The organism is Massilia sp. TWR1-2-2, assembly GCF_049897565.1.
Taxonomy (GTDB): Bacteria; Pseudomonadota; Gammaproteobacteria; order Burkholderiales; family Burkholderiaceae_D; genus JAFCUW01.
In genome coordinates this window covers 49107-75009 of record NZ_JAFCWM010000007.1, presented here as the reverse complement: position 1 = coordinate 75009, position 25903 = coordinate 49107, and the positions used below count along the sequence as shown (strand labels likewise).

The following is a 25903-nucleotide window of genomic DNA, read 5'->3' as shown; positions in this document are numbered from 1 at the left end:
TGTCCGAATGTCAGACCTGACACCGGAACTAAGCGGGGTCTAGAGCAGCGTATCGTCCCAGATGTTGCGCGCCCAGTTCATCGCATACGTGCCTTCCAGTTCGCTGGCGCCAGACGACACGCCGCCCGAGCCGGGCACCACCAGCAGCGTCTTTTTGGCCGCATCGTAGGCGTGCACCGACGCCACGTGGATCACTTCGCGGTCGTTGACGAAGCTGTAGCAGGTATTGGTCAGCATCGGCGCCGGGTTCGGCGCGCGCCCGCTCAGCAAGTCCACCACCGCGCCGGCGCAGACCTTCGCGTGCTGGTTCGCCATGTGCGCCGACTTGGGCATCAGCGGCGCGGCCTGGATGGCGTCGCCGAGCACGTGCACGTTTTTCACCTGCGTCGATTCGAACGTCAAAAAGTCGACTTCACACCAGCGCTTGCCGGCGCCGGCGTCGATGGCGACGCTGCCGGCGCGCTGCGGCGGGATCACGTTGAGCACGTCCGCCCTGACCTTGTCGCCCAGCTCGAAGATTGCGGTGCGGCTGGCCGCGTCGACGTCGACGGCATGAAAGCCCGGCCGGTATTCGATGATGCCGGCATAGCGCGTCGCCCAGATTTTCTTGAACAGCGCGCCCTTCGACACCACGTCTTCGTTGGCGTCGAGGATCAGCACCTTCGACTTCGGCTTGGCGACGCTGAAGTAGTGCGCCACCTGGCAAGCCCGCTCATACGGGCCGGGCGGGCAGCGGTACGGCGCCGGCGGAATCGTCAGCGCGAACACGCCGCCGTCGGGCATCGCCTGCAGCTGCGCGCGCAGCGCCGCGGTCTGGGCGCCGGCCTTCCAGGCGTGCAGCACGCGCTCCTGCGCGCCGTCCTTCTGCATGCCGGGCAGCTGGTCCCACAGAAAATCGACGCCGGGCGAGAGCACCAGCCGGTCGTAGCGCAGCGACTGGCCGCCGGCGAGCAGCACCGACTGTCTGGCGGCGTCGATGCGCTCGGCGCGGTCGCGCACGATGCGTACGCCGTGCGCCGCCAGCGCCTCGTAGCCAAGCGTGATGTCGGCCATCGACTTCGAGCCGCCCAGCACCAGGTTCGACAGCGGACACGAGACAAAAGTGGCGTTCGGCTCGACCAGGGTGACGTCGATCGCGCCTACGCTCCACAACCGGATGTACCTGGCGGCGGTGGCGCCGCCGTAGCCGCCGCCGACCACCACCACGTGAGGCCGGCCGGCCGCGCCGGTGCTGGCGCAGCCGGCCAGCGACACCAGCGCGCCGATGCCGCCGATGAACTGGCGGCGCCTCATTTGCGCCGCTCCGCCGGCTGCGCCGCCAGATAGGCGGCGATCAGTTCGATCTGTTCGTCGCTGTAGCCCTTGGCGATCTGCTGCATGATGGTGGCCTGGCGCGTGCCGGCCTTGAACGCGCGCATGCTGTCGGCCAGCGCGTCTTTCGGCTGCCCGGCCAGCCTTGGCAGCACGCCGCCACTGCCGGCGCCGGCGGTGCCGTGGCAGGCAGCGCAGCTGGCATACAGCCGCTGGCCGCTGCCGGCAGCGTGCGACGCTGCCGCGGCAGCGCACAGCATCAGGAACGCGAGTAGTTTCATGTCAGTCCTCCATTACGGCCGCACGCCAGGCGCTTCCAGTTTCATCCCCTTGTCGCGCGCGGCCAGGTAGACCTCGAGGTCGACCAGTTCCTGCGCATTGAAAGCGGGGACTTCGGCGCGCACGCCGCTCATGCAGTTGCGCAGCCGGCGCTGCAGCGATCCCATGCCCTGCCATTCGAGCCGGTAGACCGGATAGGCGAGCGCATGGCCCTGCGGGATGGTGCTGCCGCCCAGGCGGTTGCCCGCATTGCTGTCATGGCACTGCGCGCACGACAGGTTCAGCTGGCCGATGCGCTGGGCGAACAGGCGCTGGCCGCGCTCGCGCGCCGGCTGCAGGCGCGGGTCCGCCGGCGGCGCCTGCGGCATGCCGCGCGACTGCAAGGCGATGTAGCTTTCGATGCCGAGCAGCTCTTCGCTTTCGGCGCGCAGGGGCTCGGCCTGCTGGTGATTGACGCGGCACTGGTTGACGCGCTGCCCGAGATTGAGGGCAGCCATTGTGCGCGTGTCGAACGCCGGATAACGCGCCGCCACGCCGCGCATGCTGACTTTCGCGTTGCCATGGCAGCCGGCGCACGACTGGTCGCTGCGGCCGGCCTTGCGCTGCCACAGCGCCTCGCCGCCGCCGACCCACAGCATTGCGGGATTCTGGGTGTCGTCGCGCTGCATTGCCTGCGTCGACGGGTTGATGAACTCGGCACCGGACTTGCGCGTGTCGCCGGCGTGCACCAGGGCGGCGCCCAGCAGCATGACGAGCGCAATCAGGCGCGCCGGCATCATCAAGCTGCCACCGTGATCGGCATGGTTTCGGTCTGGGCGAAGCCGCGGTCGCCCTCCCATTTGAATTCGAGCGCGCCGCTGTCGGTGGCCACAGTGTAAAAGGCGATGTACGGATTGGCCGAGATGGCCGGGTGCAGCTCGGCCGCGAAGACGACCTCGCCGTTGTAGCGGCAGGTGAAGCGTCGGATGATGTCGCGCGCCAGCACCTTGCCGTCGGCGCCTGGCCGAAAGCCCGTCTCCATCGGATGGGCGATCAATGCGCGGATCTCGATCACCTCGCCGCGCCTGGCGGTGGCCTGCATGTGGATCAGGGCGCGCGCCATCTATGCCTCCCCTTCGATGCAGGCGGCCAGCGCCACCACCACGTCGGCGCTGTGCATCCAGCAGCTGCCGTCACTCATGCGCGCCAGCGCCACCAGCTTTTGCGACGTGGCCATGCGAATGCGGGTCGACACCTCGGCCTTGCCGGCGCGCGGCCCCAGCGTGAACACCGCCACGCCCGTTTCGGGATTGCGTTCGTTGAAGATGGCGATCGCGGCGACATGGTCGGCGGCCGTCATCGGGCTGTCGACCCGCACCGCGACCGGAACGGTGTTGCCGTTGTCGACCAGGGTGGCGACGTCCAACGTGACCCTGCCCTGCTTAGGCGCGGTGCCGCCGGTGAAGGCCTTGATCGCGGCCGCCATTTCTTCCGGCGTGGCGGCGGCGGAACCGACGAGCGCCAGCGCGCCCAGGCCGGCCAGCACTTTGCGGCGGCGCTGGTCGATCATGGCGCCGTCCTCAGGGTCTGCAGGTAAGCCACCACGTCTTCCACCTGCTGGGCGGAGAGGATGGTTTTATTTTGCAGCGCGGCCGGCGTGCGCGCGGCGCTGCCGGGTTTGAAGTACGACGGCATGACGGTCTCCGGATTGAAGGTGCTGGCGTCGACCATCCGCATGCGCAGCTGGGCGGCCGACCAGCGCGCGCCGGCGCCGTCCAGCGGCGGCGCCAAGTTTCCCTGGAAGCGTTCCTCCGGAACCGGCCCGCTGTGGCACAGCAAGCACAGGCCCAGCTGGCGGTTGGCGACAATCGCCCGGCCGCGCACCGCGTCACCCGGTTCGGCGGTGAGCGGCGCCATGCTGCTGGCCTCCGCCTGCACCGACGCGCAGGCAAACCACAGGCAAGCGAGCACGCGCACGGCTTACGCCTTCAGGCTGTGGTGCTTCAGCGGCAGGTCGCGCACCCGCTTGCCGGTGGCCGCGAAGATCGCGTTCAGCACCGCCGGCGCCGCCACGGCGATGGTCGGCTCGCCCACCCCGCCCCAGAAGCCGCCGGACGGCATCACGATCGTCTCGACCTTCGGCATGTCGGCCATCGTCATCACCGGGTAGGTGCTGAAGTTGTCCTGCTCCATGCGGCCGTTCTTCAGCGTGCACTCGCCGAACAGCGCCGCCGACAAGCCGTACGAGAACGATCCCTCGACCTGGTACTCGATCTGCTGCGGATTGACCGCGTGGCCCGAATCGGTGGCCGCGACGATGCGGTGGATCTTCAGCTTGCCGTCCTTGCTGACCGAGACTTCGGCGCAGGCGGCGACGTAGCTGCCAAAGCCCATCGTCTGCGACAGCCCGCGAAACACGCCCTTGGCCGGTTTCTTGCCCCAGCCGGCGCGCTCGGCGACGGCGTTCAATACCGCCAGGTGCTTGGGGCTGTTGGCCATCAGCTTGCGCCGCAAGGCCAGCGGATCCTGCTCGGTGGCGTGCGCGATCTCGTCGATGAAGCATTCGAGGTAGACCGCGTTCTGGTTCAGGTTCACGCCGCGCCAGAAGCCGGCCGGCACCGGCGGATTGCGCATCGCATGGTCGACCAGCAGGTTGGCAAAAGTGTAGCCGATCGACGCTTCCGGTCCCGGCGCGTTCAGGCCCTGGAACACCACCGGGTCCTTGCCGTCCTTGATCGACTGCGGCGACACCGACGCCAGGATCGACTGGCCCGAAATGCGCATGTGCAGTCCGGTGATCTCGCCCTTGGCGTCCAGGCCGGCCGTCATCTTGCACTGGGTGACCGGATGGTAGCGACCGTGCAGCATGTCTTCCTCGCGCGACCAGATCAGTTTGACCGGCGTGCCGGGCATCGCCTTGGCGATTTCCACCGCCTGGCGCACCCAGTCGTGCACCGCGCCGCGGCGGCCGAAACCGCCGCCCAGGTGCAGCTTGTAGACTTCGCACTTGGCCGGCGGCAGGCCGGCAGCTTCGGCCGCCGCTGCCAGCGCCGCTTCGCCGTTCTGGGTTGGCGTCCACACTTCGCAGCGCTCCGGCGTCCAGCGCGCGGTCGCGTTCATCGTCTCCATCGTCGCGTGGTTCTGGTACGGGTACGAATACACCGCTTCGACCTTGCGCACCGAGGCGGCAATCGCCGCGCGCGCGTCGCCATTCTGGTTGCCGACCACGGCATCGGTCGCGTCCAGCCCGGCCTTCAGGGTAGCGGCGATGTCGGCGCTGGAAAGTTTGGCGTTCGGTCCTTCGTCCCAAACGATCGGCAAGGCCTCGAGCGCGCTGCGGGCGCGCCACCAGGTGTCGGCCACCACCGCCACGGCGCTGTCGCCGATCTGCAGAACCTTCTTGATGCCGGGGCGCTTTTCGATCGCGGCGGCGTCGAAGCTTTTTACCTTGCCGCCGAAAACCGGGCAGTCCTTGATGGCGGCGTTGAGCATGCCGGGCATCGTCAGGTCCATGCCGTAGATCTGCGAGCCGTTCGTCTTGGCGACGGTGTCGAGGCGCGCCAGGCGCTTGCCGGCGAGCTTCCAGTCTTTCGGATCCTTCAGCACGATGCCGGTGGCGGCCGGTGGCGCCAGCTTGCCGGCGGCAATCGCCACCTTGCCGTAGCTGCTCTTGCGGCCGGTCGGCGTGTGGGTGATGACGCTGTTGGCGGCCACGCACTCGGCGACCGGCACGTTCCATTCGGCGGCGGCGGCCTGCACCAGCATCATGCGCGCGGCGGCGCCGCCCTTGCGCACATACTCGTGCGACTCACGCATGCCGCGGCTGCCGCCGGTCGAAAAACTGCCCCACACGCGGTTACGCGCCAGGCTCTGGCCGGGCGTCGGATATTCGGTGGTGACGCGGCTCCAGTCGGCGTCGAGTTCCTCGACCACCAGCTGGGCCAGGCCGGTCAGCGTGCCCTGCCCCATTTCGGAACGGGCGATGCGGATGACGATGGTCTCGTCCGGCCTGACGACCACCCAGGCGTTGACCTCAGGCGCGTCGGCCGTTTGCGCGGAGGCGAACGGGATGTGGAAGGCGAACACCAGGCCGGCCGCTCCAGTGGTTTTCAGGAAGCCGCGGCGGTTCATGCTTTGCTCCCGGCGATGTGCTCGATCGAGAGACCCGCGCTCTTGACGTCGCCGCCCTTGGCGACGACCTTGATGGCGGCGCGCACGCGGTTGTAGGTACCGCAGCGGCAGATGTTGGTCATCGCGCTGTCGATATCGGCGTCTGTCGGTTTCGGTTTTTGCTTGAGCAGCGCGGCGGCGGCCATGATCATGCCTGACTGGCAGAAGCCGCATTGCGGCACGTCGAGCGCGGCCCAGGCCTTCTGCACGGGATGCGAACCGTCTTTCGACAGCCCTTCGATGGTGACGATTTTCTGCGTCGCGGTGACGGTGGAGACAGGCCGCACGCAGGTGCGGGTCGGCTCGCCGTCGATGTGCACCGTGCACGCGCCGCACTGGGCGATGCCGCAGCCGTATTTGGTGCCGGTCAGGCCAAGCTGCTCGCGCAGCACCCACAGCAGCGGCGTGTCGTCCTCCGCTTCGAATTCACGCACCGTACCGTTGACGTTCAGCTTCGCCATGCCACGCTCCTGATGTAATTATATTTGGGGACAAACGTCTGGATACTACACCGGTTTTTTGGCATGCGCACAAGCTCAATGCGGCCGGTATTTACAGGTTGGCGCATTAGCCGTCGATCAGCCAGTCGCACTGTTTTCCGGCCGCGCCGCGCGGCAAGCTGGCGCCAAAGCTGAACGCCCTTGGCCGCTCCGGCACCGCCAGCGTTTGCTCGGCCCACGCCTCGAGTACGCGCGCCAGCTGCGCGGTGTTGCTCACGTGCGGCGCCGGCACCACGAACGCTTTCAGCCGGTTGCCCTCATCGGCGCGCATCAGCCGCACGGCCGCTTCGGCGACCAGCGGGTGGGCCGCCAGCAACGCGGCCACGCGCAACGGAAACACGTTGACGCCGCCGACCTGCACGGCCGCGTCGACGCGGGCGCCGAGGCGGAACGTCTCGGCACCCTCCCACGCGATGGTGTCCTGGCTTTCGAGGTGCTGGAGCGAGCCGTCGGGCATGCTGCGGGTCAGGACCGACTCGCTGTCGACGGCGCGCTGCCAGAACGGGAACAGGCGGTACGCATCCTGATGGCTCGCGCGCCAGCCGATGCCGGCCGTCTCCGACGACCCGTACACCTGGAACAGCGCTTGCAGCCCCGCGGCGGCAAGCGCCTCGCTGACAGTGTCGGCACACGGCGCGGTCGAACTGACGCCGATCACGCCTGGCGGCAAAGCGCCGGCGCCGCGCACCACGGCTTGCCAGAAATCGGGATGCGCCACGACCATGTCACCGTCGCGCAGCAAGCCCGCCAGCGATGCCGGCGAGCTGGCGCACAGGTCGATGATGGCGTCGTCGTCCAGGTCCAGCAGGTCGGGCAGCAGCACCGAGAACAGGAAACCATAAATATGATGGGACGGGACGGCGACCAGGATGCGCCGGCGCCCGGCGAACAGGTTTGCCAATTCGACGGTCTCCTGCAGCAGCGACGCCAGCGGATGCACGCAAGGTTTCGGCAGGTCGCTGCTGCCGGAAGTGCGAAACGTCAGCTCGCCCGAGAACTGCTCAAGTCCGGCCGCCGCCAGGTCGACCCACTGGCCCAGCGTACGGCGCGCGAGCAGGTAGTCTTCGATGCCGGAACGGTGGAGGTGAATCGCTTCGGCCAGGGCCGTTGCCAGCTGCAGCACCTCGAGCGAATCGGCGCCCAGGTCGCGGTCGATCGCCAGCGTGGGCGGCCACGGTTGCCTCAGCAATGGCGCCGCGTGGCGCCGCAGCAGCGCGAACTCACCGGCGACGAGGTCGCCGACGAAGCGCTCGAGCAGGTGGCGCCGGCGCCACCATTTGCCACGATGCGCCATCCGGTTACAGGCGCTTGACGAACACCGAGTACGTGTCGCCGCTGATCGCCCTCTTCATGTGGATCTTCACTTTGGTCGGCTTCATGTTGTAGTCGAATACGTACTCGAACATGGTGTTCAGGTTACCCGCCTTGACGCCGGTGTCGAACACGCCTTTGAACTTGGGGATGTTGGTACACGGCGCCACATCGCGAAAGAAGCTCTTGCCGATCACGCTGGCGGCGTCGCGCCCGGTGATGTCGGCTTCGGCCGCGTTGTAGTCAATGATTTTGCCACTGGCGTCGAGCTGAATGGCGCCGAACGCCAAGCCGTTGAGCTCAGTGCCGGACATCTTGCCGAGCCCGTTTTCGATATCGTCTTTGCCGAAGGCGACGATTTGCAGCGAAGGCAGCATGCTGTGCTCCCGGTTATTTGTCTAGGACAAATATAGCACACTGGCCTCGTTTATTGATAGCTATCGGCGACAGCCTGGGCCGACTTCACGTCGGCAGGTGGCCCAGTGCTGCCGGGAGAAGGCGCACCGAGTAGGCGTTTCTGCCTGCTTCCTTGGCCGAGTACAGGCCCGTGTCCGCTTCCTCCATGAAGTCGCCGACCGCGCCCACGGCGCCCATGTCGACCGCAATGCCGATGCTGGACGTTACCGCCAGCACGAGTTCGCCGACAAGAAAGTCGGGACGAATGGCGTCGAGCATCTTCGTCGCCAGGCCGGCAGCCTCGGCGTCGCTGCCGAGGTTCTCAAAAATAACCACGAACTCATCTCCCGCAAGGCGTGCCACCGCGTCGGTAATCCTCACGCAATGTTTGAGCCGTTGCGCGAACTCGATCAAGACCTGGTCTCCGACGCCGTGGCCGTAAGTATCGTTGATCTGCTTGAACCGGTCGATGTCAAGGTACGCAAGGCCAAGACCGCGCCCGCTCCGGCGCGCTCGCTCCAGCGCCGCCGCGAAAATCTCGTCGAACATGCGGCGGTTGTGAATGCCCGTCAGCGGATCGGTGCGCGATAACTTCACCAAGTTGTTTTCTGCGTCGCGCCGCTGTTGCGAAAGCTTGAAAAAAGCGCGACTCAGTTCACCGAATTCATCCTTGCGTGCGACATCGAACACGTCGATGTTTTTGCTTCCCTCGGCGATGCGCGCAACATGCTTGCGCAGGGCGCCGAGCGGTCGCAGCAAGCGCAGGATAGCCAGCCACCCGATCAGCCCCGCGGCGGCGGCGACCGCCGCCGACGCGACCATCGCATTCTTGCGCATGTCGATCAACGGGGCAAACGCTTCGTCGACTGGATACACCGCGCCGATGATCCACTCGGTCTGGCGCAAACGTTTGTACGTAATCAGGGAAACGATGCCGCGCTTGGACGTGCCATCGAGCGTGCCTTCGAAACCGTTCATTGCAGCCAGCGTCGACGGCACGGCGCCTCCGGCTTCCTCCTTGACGTTGTTGAGGATGCGCTGCTTGTCCGGATGATGAATAATCGTACCGGTTGTCGTCAGCATGAACAGATAGCCGGTGCGACCCGACCTGAGCGTTTCGAGCTGGCCGAAGAAGCGTGGCCGCTGCAGGTCGATCGCGCCACCGAGAACGAACAACAGCCTTCCGGCCGCGTCGTACACCGGCTCGGTCACCACCACCACCGGCTTGCCCGACAGCGCGCTCTTGAACGGGTACGAGATCAATCCCTCATGAGCGGCCACTGTGTCGATGAAATAGTCGCGCTTGCTGAAATCGCCGACGGCGCGGCGGTCGTTGAGACTGGCGATCAGCTTGCCCGACGCATCGAGCGCTATCACGTTGAAAAATTCATCGCGCAGACTGCCGTGCGCTTCGAGAAACCCCTGGATAGCCGATGGCGCGCCGATATCCGCGTAAACGAGTTGCTCGCGCGAGGCCGCCAACAAGCTTTTTTTGGAGACCAGGTCCTCGTCGATGTAGGCAGCTGCACTCGACAGCAATGCAAACTGCTGGTCACCCACAACCGACCGCATCTGGCGTTCCGCCAGGTGCAGCGAGACGTAAGTGACCAACCCTGCCGCCAGCAGGACAAGGAACACTACCACGAAGGTGATGCGCGCCTTGAGCGAGCCAATACTGGCAAAAGTCTTGATCATCGCGCCATCATACGCGCTTCATCACCAGGGTCAGGATGTCGTAGCTGGCTACCAGTTCGTCGTTCTGGTTGGTGACCTGCACGTCCCATGCCACCACGCCCTGGCCGACACCTTTTTCGTCGGTGCGGTTGCGGTCGACCTTGCGCTTGCAGGTCAGGCGCGCGCGGATGGTGTCGCCGATCGCCACCGGCGTGATGAAGCGCAGGTTGTCGAGGCCATAGTTGGCCAGCACGGGACCGGGCGCCGGCGAGACGAACAGCCCGGCCGCGGCCGACAGCACAAAGTAGCCGTGCGCGATGCGCTTGCCGAACTGCGAATCCTTCGCCGCGATGTCGTCGAAGTGCATGTAGAAGAAGTCGCCCGAGATGCCGCCGAAGGCGACGATGTCGGCTTCCGTCACGGTGCGCCTGTGCGTCAGCAGCGAGTCGCCCATTTTCAGGTCCTCGAAATACTTGCGGAACGGGTGCAGATCGCTTTCCTGCACCGCCGCGCCGCGCACGTATTCGCCCGTGACTGCCGCCAGCATCGTCGGCGAGCCTTGCAGCGCGGCGCGCTGCAAGAAGTGGCGCACGGCGCGAATGCCGCCGAGCTCCTCGCCGCCGCCGGCGCGTCCCGGACCGCCGTGCTTGAGCTGGGGCAGCGGCGAGCCGTGACCGGTCGAGTCGACTGCGGCCTCGCGCTCGAGCACCAGCACGCGGCCGTGGTAAGCGGCCAGGCCAGGCACCGCGCGCGCGGCGATCAAGGGATCCTTGGTGCACAGCGTCGAGACCAAACTGCCCTTGCCGCGCGCGGCCAGCGCCACCGCTTCCTCGATGCCGGAATACGTCATCATCGTGCTGACCGGGCCGAACGCCTCGACGTCGTGCACCGCATTGTTGACCATCGCGTTACGGCACAGCAGCAAGGTCGGCGCAAAGAAGGCGCCGCCGGCGCTGCCTTCGCCGACCGGCGAAAAACCATGGCTGGCGTCGAAGATGACTTCGTTGCCCTCGGCGAGCATGGCGACGCGCTGGCCGACGTCGCGGTGCTGGTCCATCGAGGCCAGCGCGCCCATGCGCACCCCTTCGACCTTCGGGTCGCCGACGACGATTTTCGACAGTCGCTCGCGCAGCCGCTCGGCCACTGCGTCGACCCGGTTTTCCGGCACGATGATGCGGCGGATCGCGGTGCACTTCTGGCCGGCCTTGCCGGTCATCTCGCGCGCCACTTCCTTGACGAACAGGTCGAACTCGGGATCGTCGGGCGTGACGTCGGGACCGAGGATGGCGCAGTTGAGCGAGTCCGCCTCGGCGGTAAACGGCACCGAGTTGGCCAGCAGGTTTTTGTTCGAGCGCAGCATCATGGCCGTATCGGCCGAACCGGTGAAGGTGACGACGTCGGCGCCATTCAAGCGCTCGAGCAGGTCGCCGGTGCTGCCGATGACGAGCTGAATGCTGCCGTCGGGCAGCAGGCCCGATTCATGCATCATCCGCACCACCGCCTCGGTCAGGTAGCTCGTCGCGGTGGCCGGCTTGCCGATGCACGGCATCGCGGCGAGAAAACTCGGCGCGAATTTTTCGAGCAGGCCCCAGATCGGGAAGTTGAACGCGTTGATGTGCACCGCCAGGCCGCCGCGCGGTACCAGGATGTGGGTGCCGGCGAAGCCGCCGCGCTTGCCCAGCGCGATGGCCGGGCCTTCGTGCAGCACGTTCGACGACGGCAGTTCGCGGCTGCCCATGCTGGCAAAGGCGAACAGGGTGCCGATGCCGCCTTCGACGTCGACCCAGCTGTCGGGACGCGTGGCGCCGGTGTGGTGCGAGATCTCGTACAGTTCTTCCTTGCGGCCCATCAGGTAGGTCGCCAGTGCTTTCAGGCGCGCCGCGCGGGTCTGAAAGTCGAGCGCCATCAGGGAAGGCACGCCGGTCTTGCGGGCGTAGAGCACCGCTTCGTCGAAATCGATTTTTTCGGCGTGGGTATGGTAAATCAGGTTGCTGTTGATGGCGCTGCGCAGCGGCATGTGCGGCTCGGCGCCGAGCCAGCGGCCGCCGATCAGGCTTTGCAGGGTCGAGATGTCGTTCATGGTTGTGTCCCTCAGGTCTGAATCGAATTACTGCTTTGGCGTGTGCATGTCGGGGCCGAAGTCGATGCGCTTGCGATCCGGCTCAACTTCATCTTTCGAGTCGACCTCACGCATGGTCTGCATCGAGCGCACGTTGAGATCGTGATACTGCTTCGTGCCGAATTTTTTCCAGGCGATTTCCTTGTCGAGCAGTTCGCGCACGACCTTCGCCGGCATCCCCATCACCATGCTGCGCGGCGGGATGATCATGCCGGCCTTGACGAAGCTCATCGCCGCGACGATCGAGTCTTCGCCCACCACCGCCTTGTCCATCACCACCGCGTTCATGCCGACCATGGCGTTGCGCTTGACGCGGCAGCCGTGCAGCACGGCGCCATGGCCGATGTGGCCATCGACTTCGACGACGGTGTCGTCCTCAGGGAAACCATGCATCACGCAGGTGTCCTGCAGGTTGGCGCCTTCTTCGAGGATCAGCCGGCCGAAGTCGCCGCGCAGCGCGGCCAGCGGGCCGATGTAGCAGCGCGGGCCGACGATGACGTCGCCGATCAGCACCGCACTCGGGTGCACGTACGCAGACGGATGCACCACCGGGGTGACGCCGTTGATTTCATATACCTTGACCATGCGCTTAGCTCCTTACATTCCGAGGTAGGCGCTTTGCACCTGCTCGTTGTCCAGCAATTCGGGGCCGGGGCCGGACAGCACGATGCCGCCGGTCTCGATGACGTAACCGATGTCGGCAATCGCCAGCGCGGCGTGCGCGTTCTGCTCGACCAGGAAAATGGTGATGCCCTGGTCGCGCAGGCTTTCGACGATGCGGAAAATCTCGCGGATGAGCAACGGCGCGAGGCCCATGCTCGGCTCGTCGAGCAGCAGCAGCTTCGGGTGGCCCATCAGCGCGCGCGCCATCGCCAGCATCTGCTGCTGACCGCCGGACAGCATGCCGGCGGTCAGCAGCCGCTTTTCCTTCAGGACCGGGAACAGCGCGAACACACGATCGAGGTCGCCGGCCAGCTCGGATTTGGGACGGGTGTAGGCGCCCAGGCGCAGGTTGTCTTCGACCGACATCGGGCCGAATACCTGGCGCCCTTCCGGCACCTGGCAGATGCCGGAGCGCACGCGCTGGTCGGCGCTGGCGCGGGTGATATCGACGCCGCCGAAGCGAATGGCGCCGGCGCTGACCGGCTGCACGCCGGAGATGGCGCGCAGCAGCGTGGTCTTGCCGGCGCCGTTGGCGCCCACCAGCGCCACCAGCTGGCCTTCGCGCACTTCGATGTCGATGCCGTGCAGCGCCTGGATCGGGCCGTAGTGGCTGTGCAGCCCCTGGATTTGCAGCACCGGCGGCGCATTGGAAAAATCTCGCATCTTGATTCCTTTATGCTGCGGCGCCGAGATAGGCGGCGATGACGTCCGGGTTGGCGCGCACTTCGGCGGCGGTGCCTTCGGCCAGCGTCTTGCCGTAGTCGAGAACGAGGATATGGTCCGACAGGTTCATCACCAGCTTCATGTCGTGCTCGACGAGCAGCACCGTCACGCCGGACTGCGCGACCTTGCGGATCAGGTCCTCGATCTCGCCGGTCTCGGTGTGGTTAAGGCCCGCGGCCGGCTCGTCGAGCAGCAGCATCTTCGGCCTGGCGGCCAGAGCGCGGGCGATTTCGAGCCGCTTGAGGGCGCCGTACGGCATCTGGTTGGCGTCGGCGCCTTCGTACTTGCCGACGCCGACAAACTGCATCAGGCGCACCGCTTCGGCGCGGCACTCATCGTCGGCGCGGCGCACCGCCGGCAGGCGCAGCATCGAGGCGAACAGGTTCTGGTTCAGCCGCAGGTGCGAGCCGACCATGACGTTGTCGATCGCCGTCATGTTCATGCACACCTGCAGGTTCTGGAAGGTGCGCGACACGCCGCGGCGCGCCAGCGCGTCGGGCGTCATGCCGGCGACGTCCTCGCCGTTGAACATGATCTTGCCGCTGGTCGGCGTGTAGATGCCGCTGACCAGGTTGAACAGCGTAGTCTTGCCGGCGCCGTTGGGACCAATCACCGAGTGGATCGCCCCTTCGCGCACGGCGAAGGTGACGTCCTGCACCGCGTGGACGCCGCCGAAGCTCTTGCTGAGGTGTTCGATCGTCAGCATCAGTTGCTCCCCTTGCGGCGCGCACGCAGGCGCTGCGCAATGCTCGGCACCAGGCCTTTCGGCATGAAGATCATCGTCGCCATCAGGATCACGCCGAACACCACCACTTCCCAGCCTTCGAAGGTTTGCAGCAGCTGCGGCAGGATGGTCAGCAGCGCGGCGCCGATGATCGAGCCGAATACCGACGCCATGCCGCCCACCACCACCATCGTCACCAGCTCGATCGAGTGGAAGAAGCCGGCCATGCCAGGAGTGATGAAGCCGATGTAGTGCGCCGAAATGGAGCCGGCGATGCTGGCCACCACCGCCGACAGCACGAACACGCGCACCTTGAACCTGGTGGTGTCGACGCCGGCCACGCGCGCGGCGATTTCGGAGCCGTGGATGGCCTGCAGCGCGCGCCCGACCGGCGAATCGATCAGGTTCAGCGCCAGCCACGTCATCAGCAGCAGCAGCACCGCCGCCACCGCGTACCAGCTGGTTTCGCCGGCGATGGTCATGCCGGCCAGCGTGAACGCCGGCACCGACATGCCATCGGGTCCGCCGGTCCATTGCGCTTCGTTGTTGATGACGATCGAGATGATGATGCCCAGGCCGAGCGTCGCCATCGCCAGCGTGTGGCCCTTGAGTTTGAGGATCGGGCGCGCCATCAGCCATGCCAGCAGGCCAGTGGCGGCAGCGCCGGCGGCCAACGCGCCCAGCGGCGGCCAGTTGAAGTGAGTGGTCAGCGCGGCCGACGCATACGCCCCGAGGCCATAGAAGCCGGCGTGGCCGATGCTGATCTGGCCGGTGTAGCCCATCAGCAGGTTGAGCGCGATGACGACGATGGCGTTGAGGGCGATGCGAATCGCCACGTCGACATAGAATGCGTTCGGCAGCACCAGCGGCAGCACGGCCAGCACCAGCGCGAGCAGCAGCAGGCCGCGGTGGCGCATGTGCAAAAACTTCATACGCGCTCCGAGATCTTGGCGCCGAACAGGCCGCGCGGCATGAAGAACAAGATCAGCAAGATCAGCACGAACGGCACCGCGTCCTTGTACGACGACGAGATGTACCCGGCCGTCATGGCTTCGGCGATGCCGAGGATCAGGCCACCGGCCACCGCGCCGACGCCGCCACCAAGGCCGCCCAGCACCGCGGCGACGAAGCCTTTCAGGCCCAGCATGATGCCGGCGTCATAGGACGTGTACGTAATTGGCGCGACCAGGATGCCGCCGAGGGCGCCGAGCAGCGCGGCCAGGCCGAACGACAGCAGCAGCACGCGGCGCGTGTTGATGCCGACCAGCTGCGCGGCCAGCTTGTTGTGCGAGGTCGCCAGCATCGCCTTGCCGAGCAAGGTGCGGCCAAAGAACCACGCCAGCACCGCAACGATGGCAAGCGTGACGCCCAGCACCCACAGGCTTTGCGGCAGCAGGCTCGCGCCCAGCAGCATGATCGGCGTATCGCCCGAAAACGCCGGCAGCGAATGCGTGCCCTTTCCCAGCCAGATCTGCACCAGCCCGCGCACCGTCAGCGACGCCCCGATCGTGATGATGATCAGGGTGACCACTTCGGCGTTTTGCGCCGGTTCGATGACGGCCTTTTCCATCACCAGGCCAACGACGGCGGTGGCGACGACGGCGACTAGAATCGCCAGCGGCAGCGGCACGCCGGCGCCGGCCATGATGGCCGCCAGCATCCCGCCGAGCATGATGAATTCACCCTGAGCGAAGTTGATCACGCCGCTGGTGTTGTAGATGATCGTGAAGCCCAGCGCCGCAAGCGCATAGGCCGAACCGACCGTCATTCCCGAATACAGGAACTGGAGGAATTGAGCGAGCATCGAAGACCTTATTTCAGCAGCTGCCAGTCGCCGTTCTTGACTTCGACCATGCGGAACGCGGAAAGGTCCAGTCCCATGTGGTCGGTCGGCGACATGTTGAAGACACCGGTGGTGGCGACGAAGCCCTTGGTGGTTTCGAGTGCCGCGCGCACTTTCTCGCGGTCGGTGCCGCCGGCGCGCTTGATGGCGTCGATCGACAGGTTCAGCGCGTCGAGCGCGTAGCCGCCGAAGGTGGACGGCTCCATCTTGTAGCGCTCCTTGTACAACTTGTCGTAGCTGGTGACGATTGCCTTTTGCGGGTCGCTGGCCGGCAGCGCGGCGGCGATCAGCAGCGCCGGCGACGGCAGGCGCACGCCTTCGGCGGCCTTGCCGGACAACTTCAGGTACTCGTCGGAGGCGACGCCGTGCGACTGGTACATCGGCAGCGCGGTCATGCCGAGCTGGCCGTAGTTCTTGGTGACGACCGCCGGACCCTGGCCAAGGCCGAACACGAACACGGCCTGTACGCCGGCCACGCCCTTGATGCGGGTCAGCTGCGCGGTGATGTCGGTGTCTTTCGGGCCATAGGTCTCGTCGGCGACGAGCGTGATGCCGTATTTGGCGGCGACGGTCTGGGTCTCCTTGCGGCCGGACGCGCCAAAACCACTGGTTTCCGACAGCAGGCCGACCTTGGTGATGCCGCGCTTCTTCATGTCTTCGAACACCTTCTCGGCCGCCATGCGGTCGGTGTGCGGCGTCTTGAAGACCCATTTCTTGACCGGGTCGATGACGACGACGGCGCCGGCGAGCGAAATGAACGGCAGGCTGGCGGTGGCCACCAGCGGGGCCATCGCCATGGTGGCGCCGGTGGTGGTGCCGCCGATCAGAACGTCGACCTTGTCGGACTCGATCAGGCGCTTGGTGAAGCTGTTGGCCTTGGCCGCGTCGCTGCCGTCGTCGTAGTGCACCAGCTCGAGCTTGCGGCCAAGGACGCCGCCTTCGGCGTTGATCTTCTCGACGTACAGCTGCAGCGTTTTCAGTTCAGGGTCGCCGAGGAAGGCGGCAGGACCGGACACCGACAGCACCGAACCGATGCGGATCGGATCGGCGGCGGACGCGCTGGCGGCTGCAAAGGCCATGGCTGCGAACAGGATGGATTTTTTAAGTATAGTTTTAAACATGATGTCTCCTGGGGTGGGTGGTATTGGTACTAAACGCGCTCGATGATCATGGCGATGCCCTGGCCGACGCCGATGCACATGGTGCACAGCGCGTAGCGCCCGCCAGTGCGGTGAAGCTGGTTGACGGCGGTGGTGACCAGCCGCGCGCCGGAAGCGCCGAGCGGATGGCCGAGGGCGATGGCGCCGCCATTGGCGTTGACGTGGGCGGCGTCGTCGGCCAGGCCGAGGTCGCGGGTCACGGCCAGGCCCTGGGCGGCGAAGGCTTCATTGAGTTCGATGACGTCCATCTGGCCAATCGTCAGGCCGGTCATTGCCAGCACCTTCTTCGACGCCGGCGACGGGCCGAAGCCCATGATGCGCGGCGCCAGGCCCGCGGTGGCCATGCCGACGACGCGGGCGCGCGGCGTCAGGCCAAAGCGCTCGGCGGCGCCGCCGGATGCGATCAGGATGGCGCAGGCGCCGTCGTTGACGCCGGACGCATTGCCGGCAGTGACGCTGCCGTCGGGCGTGACGACGCCCTTCAGCTTGGCCAGCATCTCGATGGTGGTGTCGGGACGCGGGTGCTCGTCGGTGTCGAACTGGCGCGACTCGCCTTTTTTCTGGTGTACGGTTACCGCGACGATTTCGTCCTTGAAGAATCCGGCGGCGTTGGCCGCGGCCCAGCGCTGCTGGCTGCGCACCGCAAAGGCATCCTGGTCGGCGCGGCTGACGTTGAACTCGCGGGCGACGTTTTCGGCCGTCTCGGGCATCGAGTCGATGCCGTACATCTTCTTCATTAACGGGTTGACGAGGCGCCAGCCGATGGTGGTGTCTTCGATTTTTGCGGCGCGCGAAAAGGCGCTTTCGGCCTTGGCCATGACGAACGGCGCGCGCGTCATGCTCTCGACGCCGCCGGCGATGATCAGGTGCGCTTCGCCGGCCTTGATGGCGCGCGCGCCGATGCCGACGGCGTCCATGCTCGATCCGCACAGGCGGTTGATGGTGCTGCCGGGGACGTCGACCGGCAGGCCGGCCAGCAGGCTGGCCATGTGGGCGACGTTGCGGTTGTCTTCACCGGCCTGGTTGGCGCAGCCGTAGTAGACGTCGTCGACCATCGACCAGTCGACATCGGGATTACGTGCCATGAGCGCGGCGATCGGCAGCGCTGCGAGGTCGTCGGCGCGCACGGTGGCGAGGGCGCCGCCGAAGCGGGCGAATGGTGTACGGATGGCGTCGCAAATGAATGCGTCGGAAAATTGGCTCACTGACTGCTCCTTGAAATTAGGTTTTCGGTCGCTGGTCGATCACGCGCCGCGCCTTGCCGGTCATGGTGCGCTCGATGCCGGCGGTGGCCATCAGCGTCACCTTGGTCGACACGCCGACGTGGGTCTTGATCTGGTGTTCGAGGTCGCAGCTTAACAATACCACCGCTTCCTCGGTCATGGTCAGGCGCAGTTCGCCCAGCACCTCGAGCTTGTCGAGGTGGCCGTCGCGCGAGACCACCAGCTGGTAGTGCGGCGCCAGCGCCGGCATCTTCAGGATCAGCTCTTCGATCTGGGTCGGGAACACGTTGACGCCGCGGATGATCAGCATGTCGTCGGAGCGGCCGGTGATCTTGCCCATGCGGCGCATCGCGCGCGAGGTCGGCGGCAACAGGCGCGTCAGGTCGCGGGTGCGGTAACGGATGACCGGCAGCGCTTCCTTGGTCAGCGACGTGAATACCAGCTCGCCCTCTTCGCCGTCGGGCAGCACTTCGCCGGTTTCCGGATCGATCACCTCGGGATAGAAGTGGTCTTCCCAGATGACCGGGCCGTCCTTGCTCTCGATGCATTCGCTGGCCACGCCGGGGCCCATCACTTCGGACAGGCCGTAGATGTCGACCGCGTCGATGCCGGCGCGCACTTCGATCTCGGCGCGCATCGCCTCGGTCCACGGCTCGGCGCCGAAGATGCCGACCTTCAGTGACGAGTCGGCCGCGTCCATGCCCTGGCGCGAGAACTCCTCGATGATGTTGAGCATGTACGACGGCGTCACCATGATGATGTCGGGCTTGAAGTCGCAGATCAGCTGGACCTGCTTTTCGGTCTGGCCGCCCGACATCGGGATCACGGTGCAGCCAAGACGCTCGGCGCCGTAGTGGGCGCCAAGGCCGCCGGTGAACAGGCCGTAGCCGTAGGAGACGTGCACCATGTCGCCAGGCCGCCCGCCGGCGGCGCGGATCGAGCGCGCCACGACGCCGGCCCAGGTGTCGATGTCGTTCTGGGTGTAGCCGACCACGGTGGCCTTGCCGGTAGTGCCGCTCGAAGCGTGGATGCGCACCACTTTTTCGCGCGGCACCGCGAACAGGCCGAACGGATAGTTCTCGCGCAGCGTCTTTTTCTCGGTGAACGGGAACTTGGCCAGGTCGGCGAGCGACTTGAGGTCGTCCGGATGGACGCCGGCGGCGTCGAACGCGGCGCGGTAGTGCGGCACGTTGTCGTAGGCGTGCTTGAGCGTCCACTTCATGCGCTCGAGTTGCAGCGCCTGAAGTTCATCGCGGCTGGCGCGTTCGATCGGCTCCAGGTCGCCTGGTGCGGGGGTGCGTTGGACCATGCTTGTCTCCTTCTTTGAATTCGTGTCAGGCGGCGTTGACTTCGGCCACCAGGCCGGCGACCCGGTGCGACTTACCGCGGAACAGCGCGATGGTGCGGCCGTCCTGGTTGAGCACCTTGATGTCGTAGACGCCGGTCTTGCCGGCGAGCGCCTGCTCGGTCGCTTCGGCGGTCAGCAGGTCGCCCTCGCGGCCCGGCGCCAGGTAATCGATGGCGCAGCCGGCGCCCACCGTGTTGTGGTTGTGCGAATTGCAGGCGAAGGCGAAGGCGCTGTCGGCCAGCATGAAGATGTAGCCGCCGTGGCAGGTCTGGTGGCCGTTGAGCATATCGGCGCGCACCGGCATCGTCATGCGCGCGTAGCCGGGCCGGATTTCGGCCAGCAGCATGCCGAGCGCCTGGCTGGAGGGATCGCGCTCGTACATGGCCTTGCCGGCCAGTTCAGCCAAAGCCTGGGGATTACTATGCATGAAAACGTGCTCCTGCCGGCGCGGCGGCGAGTTTGCGGCGCAGCAGCGGCGAGACACGGTAGCGGTCCTCCCCGTAGCTGGCGGCCAGGTTGGTGAGGACGGTAACGACTTGCGCGACGCCGATGGCGTCGGTCCAGGCCAGCGGGCCGCGCGGATAGTTGACGCCCTTTTGCATCGCGATGTCGACCGCGGCGGCGCTGCAGACGCCCTGGTTGACGGCGTCGGCCGCCTCGTTGGCGAGCATGGCGACGGTGCGCATGACGACCATGCCGGGCACGTCGTCGATGCGGGTGACGGCAAAGCCGGCGGCCTGGAACAGCCCGACCACCGATAGCCAGGCAGCGTCGCTGCACTGGTCGGCCTTGGCCAGCGCGATGCGGCCGGCGCCGGCGTAGTCGAACGCCAGGTCGTACAGCACCGTGTCGGGATGCTTGTTGGCGGCCGCGCGTTCGGTGGCGCTGCGCCCATCGGTGACGAAGACGGCCGCGCCGTTGCAGTGGAAGGCCGGCGCCTCGTGTTCGGCGGCCCCGGGCAGCGGCTTGCGATGCGCGACGGTGAAGCCGGCGCCGGCGAAACGCTGTTCCATCTGGTTGGTGACGATGTCGACGGCGCCCGGCTCGATGCTGACGCTGAGCGTTTCAGGGCGCGGCTGCGGCGCTTCGGTTTGCGGCGCCGGCATGGCGTGGTCGTCGCCGTACTGGTAAAAGCCGCGGCCCGATTTGCGGCCAAAGAAGCCGGCATTGACCATCTCCTGCTGCAGCACCGAGGGCGCAAAGCGCGGGTCGCCGAAGTAGGCCTGGTGCACCGACTGGGTGACCGAAAAATTGACGTCGTGGCCGATCAGGTCCATCAGCTCGAAGGGGCCCATGCGGAAGGCGCCGGCTTCGCGCATCACCGCATCGAGCGTGGCGGCGTCGGCGGCCTGCTCGGACAGCAGGCGCAGCGCTTCGCCGTAGAACGGGCGGGCGACGCGATTGACGATGAAGCCGGGCGTCGATTTGGCGTGCACCGGGTTCTTGCCCCAGGTGGCCGCTGCGGCGTAGACGGCATCGGCGACGGCCGCTTCGGTGGCCAGGCCGCTGATCACTTCGACCAGCGCCATCAGCGGCACCGGGTTAAAGAAGTGCATGCCGACGACGCGCTGCGGGCGGCGCAGTTCGGCCGCAATGGCGGTGACGGAAATGGACGAGGTATTGGTGGCGAGGATGCAGTCGTCGGCGACGATGGTTTCGAGGTCGGCGAACAGCGTGCGCTTGGCTTGCAGGTTCTCGACAATGGCCTCGACGACGATGGCGGCGTCGCGCATGTCGGCCAGGCTGGCTGCGACCTGCAGGCGGGCCTTGGCCGCGGCCGCGTCGGCGGCCGTCATGCGGCCTTTTTCGAGCAGCCGGTCGTAGACCTTGCCGATGGCGGCGATCGCCTTGGCGGCGGCGTCGGTGCGGGTATCGAACAGCAGCACGCGGTGGCCGGCGCTGGCGGCTACCTGCGCAATACCGGAACCCATGGCGCCGCTGCCCACTACCGCAACGACACTGTCTTTTTCGAGAGCTGTCATGTCATTCTCCGCGGAAGTTGGCGGGACGCTTGGCGATGAAGGCGGCGACGCCCTCCTTGTAGTCATGGCTGTAACCGAGTTCGCGCATCATCTCGCCTTCGAGCTTGAGCTGCTCGGGCAGCGTGTTGGCGTAGCTGGCCTGCAGCGCCGTCTTGGTGAAGGCGAGACCCTTGGTCGGCGCCACCGCGAACTGTTCGGCCATCGCCATCGCTTCGTCCATCAGCGCGGCGTCGTCGACGCACTTCCAGATCAGGCCCCACTGCTCGGCTTTTTCGGCGCTCAGTTTTTCGCCCAGCATGGCCAGGCCCGTGGCGCGCGCCTGGCCGATCAGCCGCGGCAGATGCCAGGTGCCGCCGGTGTCGGGGATCAGCCCGAGCTTGCAGAACGATTCGATGAAGCTGGCCGATTTGGCGGCCAGCACGATGTCGCAGGCCAGCGCCAGGTTGGCGCCGGCGCCGGCGGCGACGCCGTTGACGGCGCAGATCACCGGCATCGGCAGCGCGCGCAGCGACAGCACCAGCGGCGCGTAGTACTGCTCGACCGAGGCGCCGAGGTCGACGCCCTCCTTGCCCGGTTCGACCGCGCGGTCGCCCAGGTCCTGGCCGGCGCAAAAACCACGGCCGGCGCCGGTCAGCACCAGCACGCGCACGCTCGGATCGGTGGCCGTGAGGGCCAGCGCATGACGCACTTCGATGTGCATGGCCTGGGTGAAGCTGTTGAGCTTATCGGGGCGGTTCAAGGTCAGCTTGGCGACGCCGTTCTCGATCTGGAACAGGATGCTGTCGTAGTTCATGCGGTCTCCAACTATTGTTGTTGTGGGTTACTCGGCCTGGTCGAAGTCGACGATCACCTTGTCGGTCACGGGAAAGCTCTGGCAGGACAAGATGAAGCCGCGCGCGATCTCGTAATCCTCGAGCGCATAGTTGACGTCCATGTCGACCTTGCCGTCGATTAGCTTGCAGCGGCAGGTCGAGCATACGCCGCCCTTGCACGAGTAGCGCATGTCGATGCCGGCGCGCAGGCCGGCGTCGAGGATCGATTCCTTGTCCTTGTCCATCGCGAACGTGGTGTGGTTGCCGTCCATGATGACGGTGACCTCGGTCTCGTGCGGCACGTCGGCGCTGAGGGCGCGCGGCTTGTGCTGGTGCTTCGGGATGCTGGCGGCGAACAGCTCGATCTTGATGTCGTGCTTGGGCATGCCGGCTTCCTGCAGCGCGGCCGAGACACCCAGCATCATGTCTTCCGGCCCGCAGATGAAGGCCGTGTCGATGTCTTCGACGCGGATCCAGTGGCGCAGCAGCTGTTCGGTCTTTTCCTTGGTGATGCGGCCGTTGAACAGGTCGATGTCCTGCTGCTCGCGGCTCATCACGTAGGCCAGCTGCAGGCGGCCCATGTACATGTCCTTCAGGTCGGTCAGCTCTTCCTTGAAGATGACGGACGATGACGCGCGGTTGCCGTAAAAGAGCGTGAAGCGGCTGTTCGGTTCGGCCAGCAGCGTGGTCTTGATGATCGACAGGATCGGCGTGATGCCGCTGCCGGCGGCAAAGGCGACGTAGTTGCGCGTGTTGTCGGCCGACAGCTGCGTGTTGAAGTGGCCCATCGGCGGCATCACATCGATGACGGTGCCAGGCTTGACGGTGTCGTTGGCCCAGGTCGAGAACAGGCCGCCGGTGGTGCGCTTGATGGCCACGCGCAGCAGGTCGTCCTGCACCGACGAACAGATCGAGTAGGAGCGGCGCACGTCTTCGTCATTGATCAGCGCGCGCAAGGTCAGGTGCTGGCCCTGCTGGTAGCGGAAGCTGTCGGCCAGTTCGGGCGGCACGTTGAAGGTGACGGCGATGGTGTCGCGCGTTTCGTTGCGCACCGCCGCAACCGTCAGGGGATGAAATTTGCTCATGTCGGGCCTTAGTGGCACTTGAAATAATCGAAGGGCTCGCGGCAGTCGAGGCACTTGTAGAGCGCCTTGCAGGGCGTCGAGCCGAATTGGCTGGTCAGCTCGGTGTGGGTCGAGCCGCAGTTGGGGCAGGCGACGATCAGTTTGGGCGGCACCGGGCCGCGCTTGACGCCGGCGTGCAGGCCGCTGATGTCGATGACCTGCTGCGCCGGCGGCGCGATGCCGTAGCCTTTCAGCGCGAGCTTGCCCGCTTCGCTCATCCAGTCGGTGGTCCAGGCGGGCGAGAGCTGGTTCACCAGCCGCACCTTCGGCACGCCGTGGCTGTGCAGCGCTTCGGTGACCGCTTCGGCGATCACCTGCATCGCCGGGCAGCCCGAATAGGTCGGCGTGATGGTGACGACGCATTCGTCGCCGTCCCATTCGACGGCGCGCACGATGCCAAGGTCGACCACCGAGATCACGGGAATCTCGGGGTCGGCGACCTGGCCGAGCCAGTCCCACACCTGTGCGCTGCCGACTGCCTGCTGCATCATTACCACTGTGCTCCTGGATAGGCGCGCTGCAGGAACTGCATCTCGGCGAGGATGAAGCCGAGGTGCTCGCTGTGCACGCCTTTTTTGCCGCCGCGCTGCATCCACGCGTCCGGCGCCGGCATCGTGATGGTCGCTTCGGCGAAGATTTCGGCGACGTGTTCGACGAAGGCGGCGCGCAGGCCGGCGGCATCTGGCGCGACGCCCTGCTCGGCCATGGCGTTGTCGATGGCGTCGTAGATGAACATCTCGCCGGTGTACATCCACAGCTGATCGGCCGCGGCCTGGGTCTTGGCGTGGCTTTCGGCGCTGCCGTCGCCGAGGCGCACGATCAGGTCACCGCTGCGGCGCAGGTGGTACGTGACTTCCTTGATCGACTTTTCGGCGATTTCGGCGATCCGCGCATCGGTCGACTTGAGCAGGCCAAGCATCAGGAAGTAGTGCCAGGTGTCGAAGTAGAACTGGCGCACCATGGTGTCGGCGTAATTACCGTTCGGCTGCTCGACGAGCAGGCAGCAGCGCAGCGCCGGCGCGTCGCGCATGAACGCCAGGTCGTCTTCGCTGCGGCCCTGGCCTTCGAGTTCGGTGGCGTAGCCGTACCACATGCGGGTCTGGCCGAGCAGGTCGAGCGCGACGTTGGTCAGCGCCATGTCTTCTTCCAGCGCCGGGCCCTTGCCGCACAGCTGGGAGAGCTGCTGCGACAGGATCAGGGCATTGTCGCCCTGGCGCAACAGGTAGTCGATCTTGTGTTGCGCGCTCACAGGTTCTTCACTTCTTCAGGCATCGGGAAAAAGGTCGGGTGGCGATACACCTTGCTGTTGGCCGGCTCGAACAGGGCGCCCTTGTCGGACGGGCTGGACGCGACGATGTCGGTGGCGCGCACGACCCAGATCGAGACGCCCTCGTTGCGGCGGGTGTAGACGTCGCGCGCGTTATTGACGGCCATTTCGGCGTCGGGTGCGTGCAGGCTGCCGACGTGTTTGTGCGCCAGACCATGCTGGCTGCGGATGAAGACTTCCCACAGGGGCCATTCTTTGCTCATGCTGTACTCCGTAGTTTTTATCAGGCGGCGGCGCGGGCCGATTTTTTGTCGGCGTAGGCGACCAGCGCTTCGCGGAACCAGGCGCCGTCGTCCCAGGCCTTGACGCGGGTCTTGAGGCGCTCCTTGTTGCACGGGCCGTTGCCCTTGAGGACGTTGTGGAACTCGCTCCAGTCGATCTCGCCGAATTCATAGTGGCCGGTTTCGGCGTTGAACTTGAGGTCGGGATCGGGCACGGTCAGGCCGAGGAATTCGGCTTGCGGCACGGTCTGGTCGACCATGCGCTGGCGCAGTTCGTCGTTGGAGAACAGCTTGATGCGCCACTGCGCCGACTGCGCGCTGTTGACCGATTCGGCGTCGGACGGGCCGAACATCATCAGGGACGGCCACCACCAGCGGTTCAGGGCATCCTGCGCCATGGCTTTCTGTTCGGGCGTGCCGTTGGCGAGGCTGAGCATGATGTCGTAGCCCTGGCGCGCGTGGAAGGATTCTTCCTTGCACACGCGGATCATGGCGCGGGCGTATGGCCCGTACGAGCAGCGGCACAGCGGGATCTGGTTGATGATGGCCGAGCCGTCGACCAGCCAGCCGATGGCGCCCATGTCGGCCCACGACAGGGTCGGGTAATTGAAGATGCTGGAGTACTTGGCCTTGCCGGAATGGAGGGCGGCGATCAGTTCGTCGCGCGAGACGCCGAGCGTTTCGGCGGCGCTGTACAGGTACAGGCCGTGGCCGGCTTCGTCCTGGATCTTCGCCAGCAGGATCGACTTGCGCTTGAGCGTGGGCGCGCGGGTGACCCAGTTGCCTTCGGGGAGCTGGCCGACGATTTCCGAGTGGGCGTGCTGCGAAATCTGGCGGATCAGCGTCTTGCGGTAAGCGTCCGGCATCCAGTCCTTGGCCTCGATCTTGACGCCGGCGTCGATGCGGTCCTGGAACGCGCGCTCTTCTTCGCCCATCTCCGAAATCGACTGGACTTTTTTCAGGCCCGTTTCTACCAGTTGTGCGTACATGCTGATCTCCGTTTGCAAAAGCTCG

Annotated in this window: 28 protein-coding genes; all 28 read right to left on the bottom strand. The window is 66.2% G+C overall.

The window, feature by feature from the left end; translation table 11 throughout:
• Positions 1 to 39 precede the first annotated feature (39 nt).
• Positions 40 to 1293: an FCSD flavin-binding domain-containing protein gene (locus ACP7DD_RS08590; RefSeq protein ID WP_426174316.1), complete on the bottom strand. Its 1254-nt coding sequence runs from the start codon at positions 1291 to 1293 to the stop codon at positions 40 to 42.
• Positions 1290 to 1592, bottom strand: a complete 303-nt coding sequence (locus ACP7DD_RS08585; RefSeq protein ID WP_426174315.1) for a c-type cytochrome — start codon at positions 1590 to 1592, stop codon at positions 1290 to 1292. The genes ACP7DD_RS08590 and ACP7DD_RS08585 overlap by 4 nt, the downstream gene beginning before the upstream one ends.
• 12 nt (positions 1593 to 1604) lie before the next feature.
• Complete coding sequence (gene soxA / locus ACP7DD_RS08580) at positions 1605 to 2369, bottom strand: sulfur oxidation c-type cytochrome SoxA (RefSeq protein ID WP_426174314.1); 765 nt, start codon at positions 2367 to 2369, stop codon at positions 1605 to 1607.
• On the bottom strand, positions 2369 to 2692 hold the full coding sequence (gene soxZ, locus ACP7DD_RS08575; RefSeq protein WP_426174313.1) for a thiosulfate oxidation carrier complex protein SoxZ: 324 nt from the start codon (positions 2690 to 2692) through the stop codon (positions 2369 to 2371). Before soxZ ends, soxA begins: the two co-directional genes overlap by 1 nt.
• Positions 2693 to 3139, bottom strand: a complete 447-nt coding sequence (locus ACP7DD_RS08570) for a SoxY-related AACIE arm protein (protein WP_426174312.1) — start codon at positions 3137 to 3139, stop codon at positions 2693 to 2695.
• Positions 3136 to 3546: a sulfur oxidation c-type cytochrome SoxX gene (gene soxX / locus ACP7DD_RS08565; RefSeq protein ID WP_426174311.1), complete on the bottom strand. Its 411-nt coding sequence runs from the start codon at positions 3544 to 3546 to the stop codon at positions 3136 to 3138. Before soxX ends, ACP7DD_RS08570 begins: the two co-directional genes overlap by 4 nt.
• A 3-nt stretch (positions 3547 to 3549) precedes the next feature.
• Positions 3550 to 5700 carry a molybdopterin cofactor-binding domain-containing protein gene (locus ACP7DD_RS08560; RefSeq protein ID WP_426174310.1) on the bottom strand — a complete coding sequence of 717 codons (2151 nt, stop codon included), beginning with the start codon at positions 5698 to 5700 and terminating at the stop codon, positions 3550 to 3552.
• Positions 5697 to 6200 (bottom strand): (2Fe-2S)-binding protein, encoded by a 504-nt coding sequence (locus ACP7DD_RS08555; protein ID WP_426174308.1) that lies wholly within the window; start codon positions 6198 to 6200, stop codon positions 5697 to 5699. The genes ACP7DD_RS08560 and ACP7DD_RS08555 overlap by 4 nt, the downstream gene beginning before the upstream one ends.
• 106 nt (positions 6201 to 6306) lie before the next feature.
• Positions 6307 to 7533: an AMP-binding enzyme gene (locus ACP7DD_RS08550; protein ID WP_426174306.1), complete on the bottom strand. Its 1227-nt coding sequence runs from the start codon at positions 7531 to 7533 to the stop codon at positions 6307 to 6309.
• A 4-nt stretch (positions 7534 to 7537) separates the two neighbouring features.
• Positions 7538 to 7927, bottom strand: coding sequence for a photoactive yellow protein (gene pyp, locus ACP7DD_RS08545; RefSeq protein ID WP_426174305.1), 390 nt, complete (start codon positions 7925 to 7927; stop codon positions 7538 to 7540).
• Positions 7928 to 8012: 85 nt separating this feature from the next.
• On the bottom strand, positions 8013 to 9641 hold the full coding sequence (locus ACP7DD_RS08540) for a diguanylate cyclase domain-containing protein (RefSeq protein WP_426174303.1): 1629 nt from the start codon (positions 9639 to 9641) through the stop codon (positions 8013 to 8015).
• A 7-nt stretch (positions 9642 to 9648) separates the two neighbouring features.
• On the bottom strand, positions 9649 to 11700 hold the full coding sequence (paaZ, locus tag ACP7DD_RS08535) for a phenylacetic acid degradation bifunctional protein PaaZ (RefSeq protein WP_426174301.1): 2052 nt from the start codon (positions 11698 to 11700) through the stop codon (positions 9649 to 9651).
• A 27-nt stretch (positions 11701 to 11727) separates the two neighbouring features.
• On the bottom strand, positions 11728 to 12324 hold the full coding sequence (gene paaY, locus ACP7DD_RS08530; protein ID WP_426174300.1) for a phenylacetic acid degradation protein PaaY: 597 nt from the start codon (positions 12322 to 12324) through the stop codon (positions 11728 to 11730).
• A gap of 12 nt (positions 12325 to 12336) precedes the next feature.
• A complete protein-coding gene (locus ACP7DD_RS08525; protein WP_426174299.1) occupies positions 12337 to 13065 on the bottom strand; it encodes an ABC transporter ATP-binding protein in 729 nt (242 codons plus the stop codon).
• Between the two features lie 10 nt (positions 13066 to 13075).
• Entirely contained in the window at positions 13076 to 13831 is a 756-nt protein-coding gene (locus ACP7DD_RS08520; RefSeq protein WP_426174298.1) for an ABC transporter ATP-binding protein, read from the bottom strand.
• Positions 13831 to 14781, bottom strand: coding sequence for a branched-chain amino acid ABC transporter permease (locus ACP7DD_RS08515; protein ID WP_426174296.1), 951 nt, complete (start codon positions 14779 to 14781; stop codon positions 13831 to 13833). Before ACP7DD_RS08515 ends, ACP7DD_RS08520 begins: the two co-directional genes overlap by 1 nt.
• Entirely contained in the window at positions 14778 to 15653 is an 876-nt protein-coding gene (locus tag ACP7DD_RS08510) for a branched-chain amino acid ABC transporter permease (RefSeq protein ID WP_426174295.1), read from the bottom strand. Before ACP7DD_RS08510 ends, ACP7DD_RS08515 begins: the two co-directional genes overlap by 4 nt.
• An 8-nt stretch (positions 15654 to 15661) precedes the next feature.
• Positions 15662 to 16813, bottom strand: a complete 1152-nt coding sequence (locus tag ACP7DD_RS08505; protein ID WP_426174294.1) for an ABC transporter substrate-binding protein — start codon at positions 16811 to 16813, stop codon at positions 15662 to 15664.
• A gap of 29 nt (positions 16814 to 16842) precedes the next feature.
• Entirely contained in the window at positions 16843 to 18057 is a 1215-nt protein-coding gene (pcaF, locus tag ACP7DD_RS08500; RefSeq protein WP_426174293.1) for a 3-oxoadipyl-CoA thiolase, read from the bottom strand.
• 16 nt (positions 18058 to 18073) lie between these two features.
• On the bottom strand, positions 18074 to 19384 hold the full coding sequence (paaK, locus tag ACP7DD_RS08495; RefSeq protein ID WP_426174291.1) for a phenylacetate--CoA ligase PaaK: 1311 nt from the start codon (positions 19382 to 19384) through the stop codon (positions 18074 to 18076).
• Between the two features lie 25 nt (positions 19385 to 19409).
• Positions 19410 to 19850: a hydroxyphenylacetyl-CoA thioesterase PaaI gene (gene paaI, locus ACP7DD_RS08490; RefSeq protein WP_426174290.1), complete on the bottom strand. Its 441-nt coding sequence runs from the start codon at positions 19848 to 19850 to the stop codon at positions 19410 to 19412.
• The gene (locus tag ACP7DD_RS08485) at positions 19843 to 21405 is read right to left on the bottom strand and encodes a 3-hydroxyacyl-CoA dehydrogenase (RefSeq protein ID WP_426174288.1); all 1563 of its coding nucleotides are present in this window, start codon (positions 21403 to 21405) and stop codon (positions 19843 to 19845) included. The genes paaI and ACP7DD_RS08485 overlap by 8 nt, the downstream gene beginning before the upstream one ends.
• Position 21406: 1 nt before the next feature.
• Entirely contained in the window at positions 21407 to 22198 is a 792-nt protein-coding gene (gene paaG, locus ACP7DD_RS08480; protein WP_426174287.1) for a 2-(1,2-epoxy-1,2-dihydrophenyl)acetyl-CoA isomerase PaaG, read from the bottom strand.
• A gap of 27 nt (positions 22199 to 22225) precedes the next feature.
• Positions 22226 to 23302: a 1,2-phenylacetyl-CoA epoxidase subunit PaaE gene (gene paaE / locus ACP7DD_RS08475; RefSeq protein ID WP_426174286.1), complete on the bottom strand. Its 1077-nt coding sequence runs from the start codon at positions 23300 to 23302 to the stop codon at positions 22226 to 22228.
• 8 nt (positions 23303 to 23310) lie between these two features.
• Positions 23311 to 23832 (bottom strand): 1,2-phenylacetyl-CoA epoxidase subunit PaaD, encoded by a 522-nt coding sequence (paaD, locus tag ACP7DD_RS08470; protein ID WP_426174285.1) that lies wholly within the window; start codon positions 23830 to 23832, stop codon positions 23311 to 23313.
• On the bottom strand, positions 23832 to 24590 hold the full coding sequence (paaC, locus tag ACP7DD_RS08465) for a 1,2-phenylacetyl-CoA epoxidase subunit PaaC (RefSeq protein ID WP_426174284.1): 759 nt from the start codon (positions 24588 to 24590) through the stop codon (positions 23832 to 23834). The genes paaD and paaC overlap by 1 nt, the downstream gene beginning before the upstream one ends.
• Positions 24587 to 24871 carry a 1,2-phenylacetyl-CoA epoxidase subunit PaaB gene (paaB, locus tag ACP7DD_RS08460; RefSeq protein WP_305506427.1) on the bottom strand — a complete coding sequence of 95 codons (285 nt, stop codon included), beginning with the start codon at positions 24869 to 24871 and terminating at the stop codon, positions 24587 to 24589. Before paaB ends, paaC begins: the two co-directional genes overlap by 4 nt.
• Before the next feature lie 20 nt (positions 24872 to 24891).
• The gene (gene paaA / locus ACP7DD_RS08455; protein WP_426174283.1) at positions 24892 to 25878 is read right to left on the bottom strand and encodes a 1,2-phenylacetyl-CoA epoxidase subunit PaaA; all 987 of its coding nucleotides are present in this window, start codon (positions 25876 to 25878) and stop codon (positions 24892 to 24894) included.
• Positions 25879 to 25903 lie beyond the last annotated feature (25 nt).

What these genes read in the sequence shown, in the direction of transcription:
- paaE (WP_426174286.1), bottom strand. Translation starts at nt 23,302, where the DNA reads ATGAGCAAATTTCATCCCCTGACGGTTGCGGCGGTGCGCAACGAAACG.
- paaZ (WP_426174301.1), bottom strand. Translation starts at nt 11,700, where the DNA reads ATGAACGACATCTCGACCCTGCAAAGCCTGATCGGCGGCCGCTGGCTC.
- ACP7DD_RS08590 (WP_426174316.1), bottom strand. Translation starts at nt 1,293, where the DNA reads ATGAGGCGCCGCCAGTTCATCGGCGGCATCGGCGCGCTGGTGTCGCTG.
- pyp (WP_426174305.1), bottom strand. Translation starts at nt 7,927, where the DNA reads ATGCTGCCTTCGCTGCAAATCGTCGCCTTCGGCAAAGACGATATCGAA.
- ACP7DD_RS08520 (WP_426174298.1), bottom strand. Translation starts at nt 13,831, where the DNA reads ATGCTGACGATCGAACACCTCAGCAAGAGCTTCGGCGGCGTCCACGCG.
- soxA (WP_426174314.1), bottom strand. Translation starts at nt 2,369, where the DNA reads ATGATGCCGGCGCGCCTGATTGCGCTCGTCATGCTGCTGGGCGCCGCC.
- ACP7DD_RS08540 (WP_426174303.1), bottom strand. Translation starts at nt 9,641, where the DNA reads ATGATCAAGACTTTTGCCAGTATTGGCTCGCTCAAGGCGCGCATCACC.
- ACP7DD_RS08485 (WP_426174288.1), bottom strand. Translation starts at nt 21,405, where the DNA reads ATGACAGCTCTCGAAAAAGACAGTGTCGTTGCGGTAGTGGGCAGCGGC.
- paaG (WP_426174287.1), bottom strand. Translation starts at nt 22,198, where the DNA reads ATGAACTACGACAGCATCCTGTTCCAGATCGAGAACGGCGTCGCCAAG.
- ACP7DD_RS08505 (WP_426174294.1), bottom strand. Translation starts at nt 16,813, where the DNA reads ATGTTTAAAACTATACTTAAAAAATCCATCCTGTTCGCAGCCATGGCC.
- paaI (WP_426174290.1), bottom strand. Translation starts at nt 19,850, where the DNA reads ATGCATAGTAATCCCCAGGCTTTGGCTGAACTGGCCGGCAAGGCCATG.
- ACP7DD_RS08560 (WP_426174310.1), bottom strand. Translation starts at nt 5,700, where the DNA reads ATGAACCGCCGCGGCTTCCTGAAAACCACTGGAGCGGCCGGCCTGGTG.
- ACP7DD_RS08510 (WP_426174295.1), bottom strand. Translation starts at nt 15,653, where the DNA reads ATGCTCGCTCAATTCCTCCAGTTCCTGTATTCGGGAATGACGGTCGGT.
- ACP7DD_RS08585 (WP_426174315.1), bottom strand. Translation starts at nt 1,592, where the DNA reads ATGAAACTACTCGCGTTCCTGATGCTGTGCGCTGCCGCGGCAGCGTCG.
- ACP7DD_RS08570 (WP_426174312.1), bottom strand. Translation starts at nt 3,139, where the DNA reads ATGATCGACCAGCGCCGCCGCAAAGTGCTGGCCGGCCTGGGCGCGCTG.
- paaB (WP_305506427.1), bottom strand. Translation starts at nt 24,871, where the DNA reads ATGAGCAAAGAATGGCCCCTGTGGGAAGTCTTCATCCGCAGCCAGCAT.
- ACP7DD_RS08515 (WP_426174296.1), bottom strand. Translation starts at nt 14,781, where the DNA reads ATGAAGTTTTTGCACATGCGCCACCGCGGCCTGCTGCTGCTCGCGCTG.
- paaA (WP_426174283.1), bottom strand. Translation starts at nt 25,878, where the DNA reads ATGTACGCACAACTGGTAGAAACGGGCCTGAAAAAAGTCCAGTCGATT.
- ACP7DD_RS08525 (WP_426174299.1), bottom strand. Translation starts at nt 13,065, where the DNA reads ATGCGAGATTTTTCCAATGCGCCGCCGGTGCTGCAAATCCAGGGGCTG.
- ACP7DD_RS08550 (WP_426174306.1), bottom strand. Translation starts at nt 7,533, where the DNA reads ATGGCGCATCGTGGCAAATGGTGGCGCCGGCGCCACCTGCTCGAGCGC.
- ACP7DD_RS08555 (WP_426174308.1), bottom strand. Translation starts at nt 6,200, where the DNA reads ATGGCGAAGCTGAACGTCAACGGTACGGTGCGTGAATTCGAAGCGGAG.
- paaK (WP_426174291.1), bottom strand. Translation starts at nt 19,384, where the DNA reads ATGGTCCAACGCACCCCCGCACCAGGCGACCTGGAGCCGATCGAACGC.
- paaD (WP_426174285.1), bottom strand. Translation starts at nt 23,832, where the DNA reads ATGATGCAGCAGGCAGTCGGCAGCGCACAGGTGTGGGACTGGCTCGGC.
- soxZ (WP_426174313.1), bottom strand. Translation starts at nt 2,692, where the DNA reads ATGGCGCGCGCCCTGATCCACATGCAGGCCACCGCCAGGCGCGGCGAG.
- paaY (WP_426174300.1), bottom strand. Translation starts at nt 12,324, where the DNA reads ATGGTCAAGGTATATGAAATCAACGGCGTCACCCCGGTGGTGCATCCG.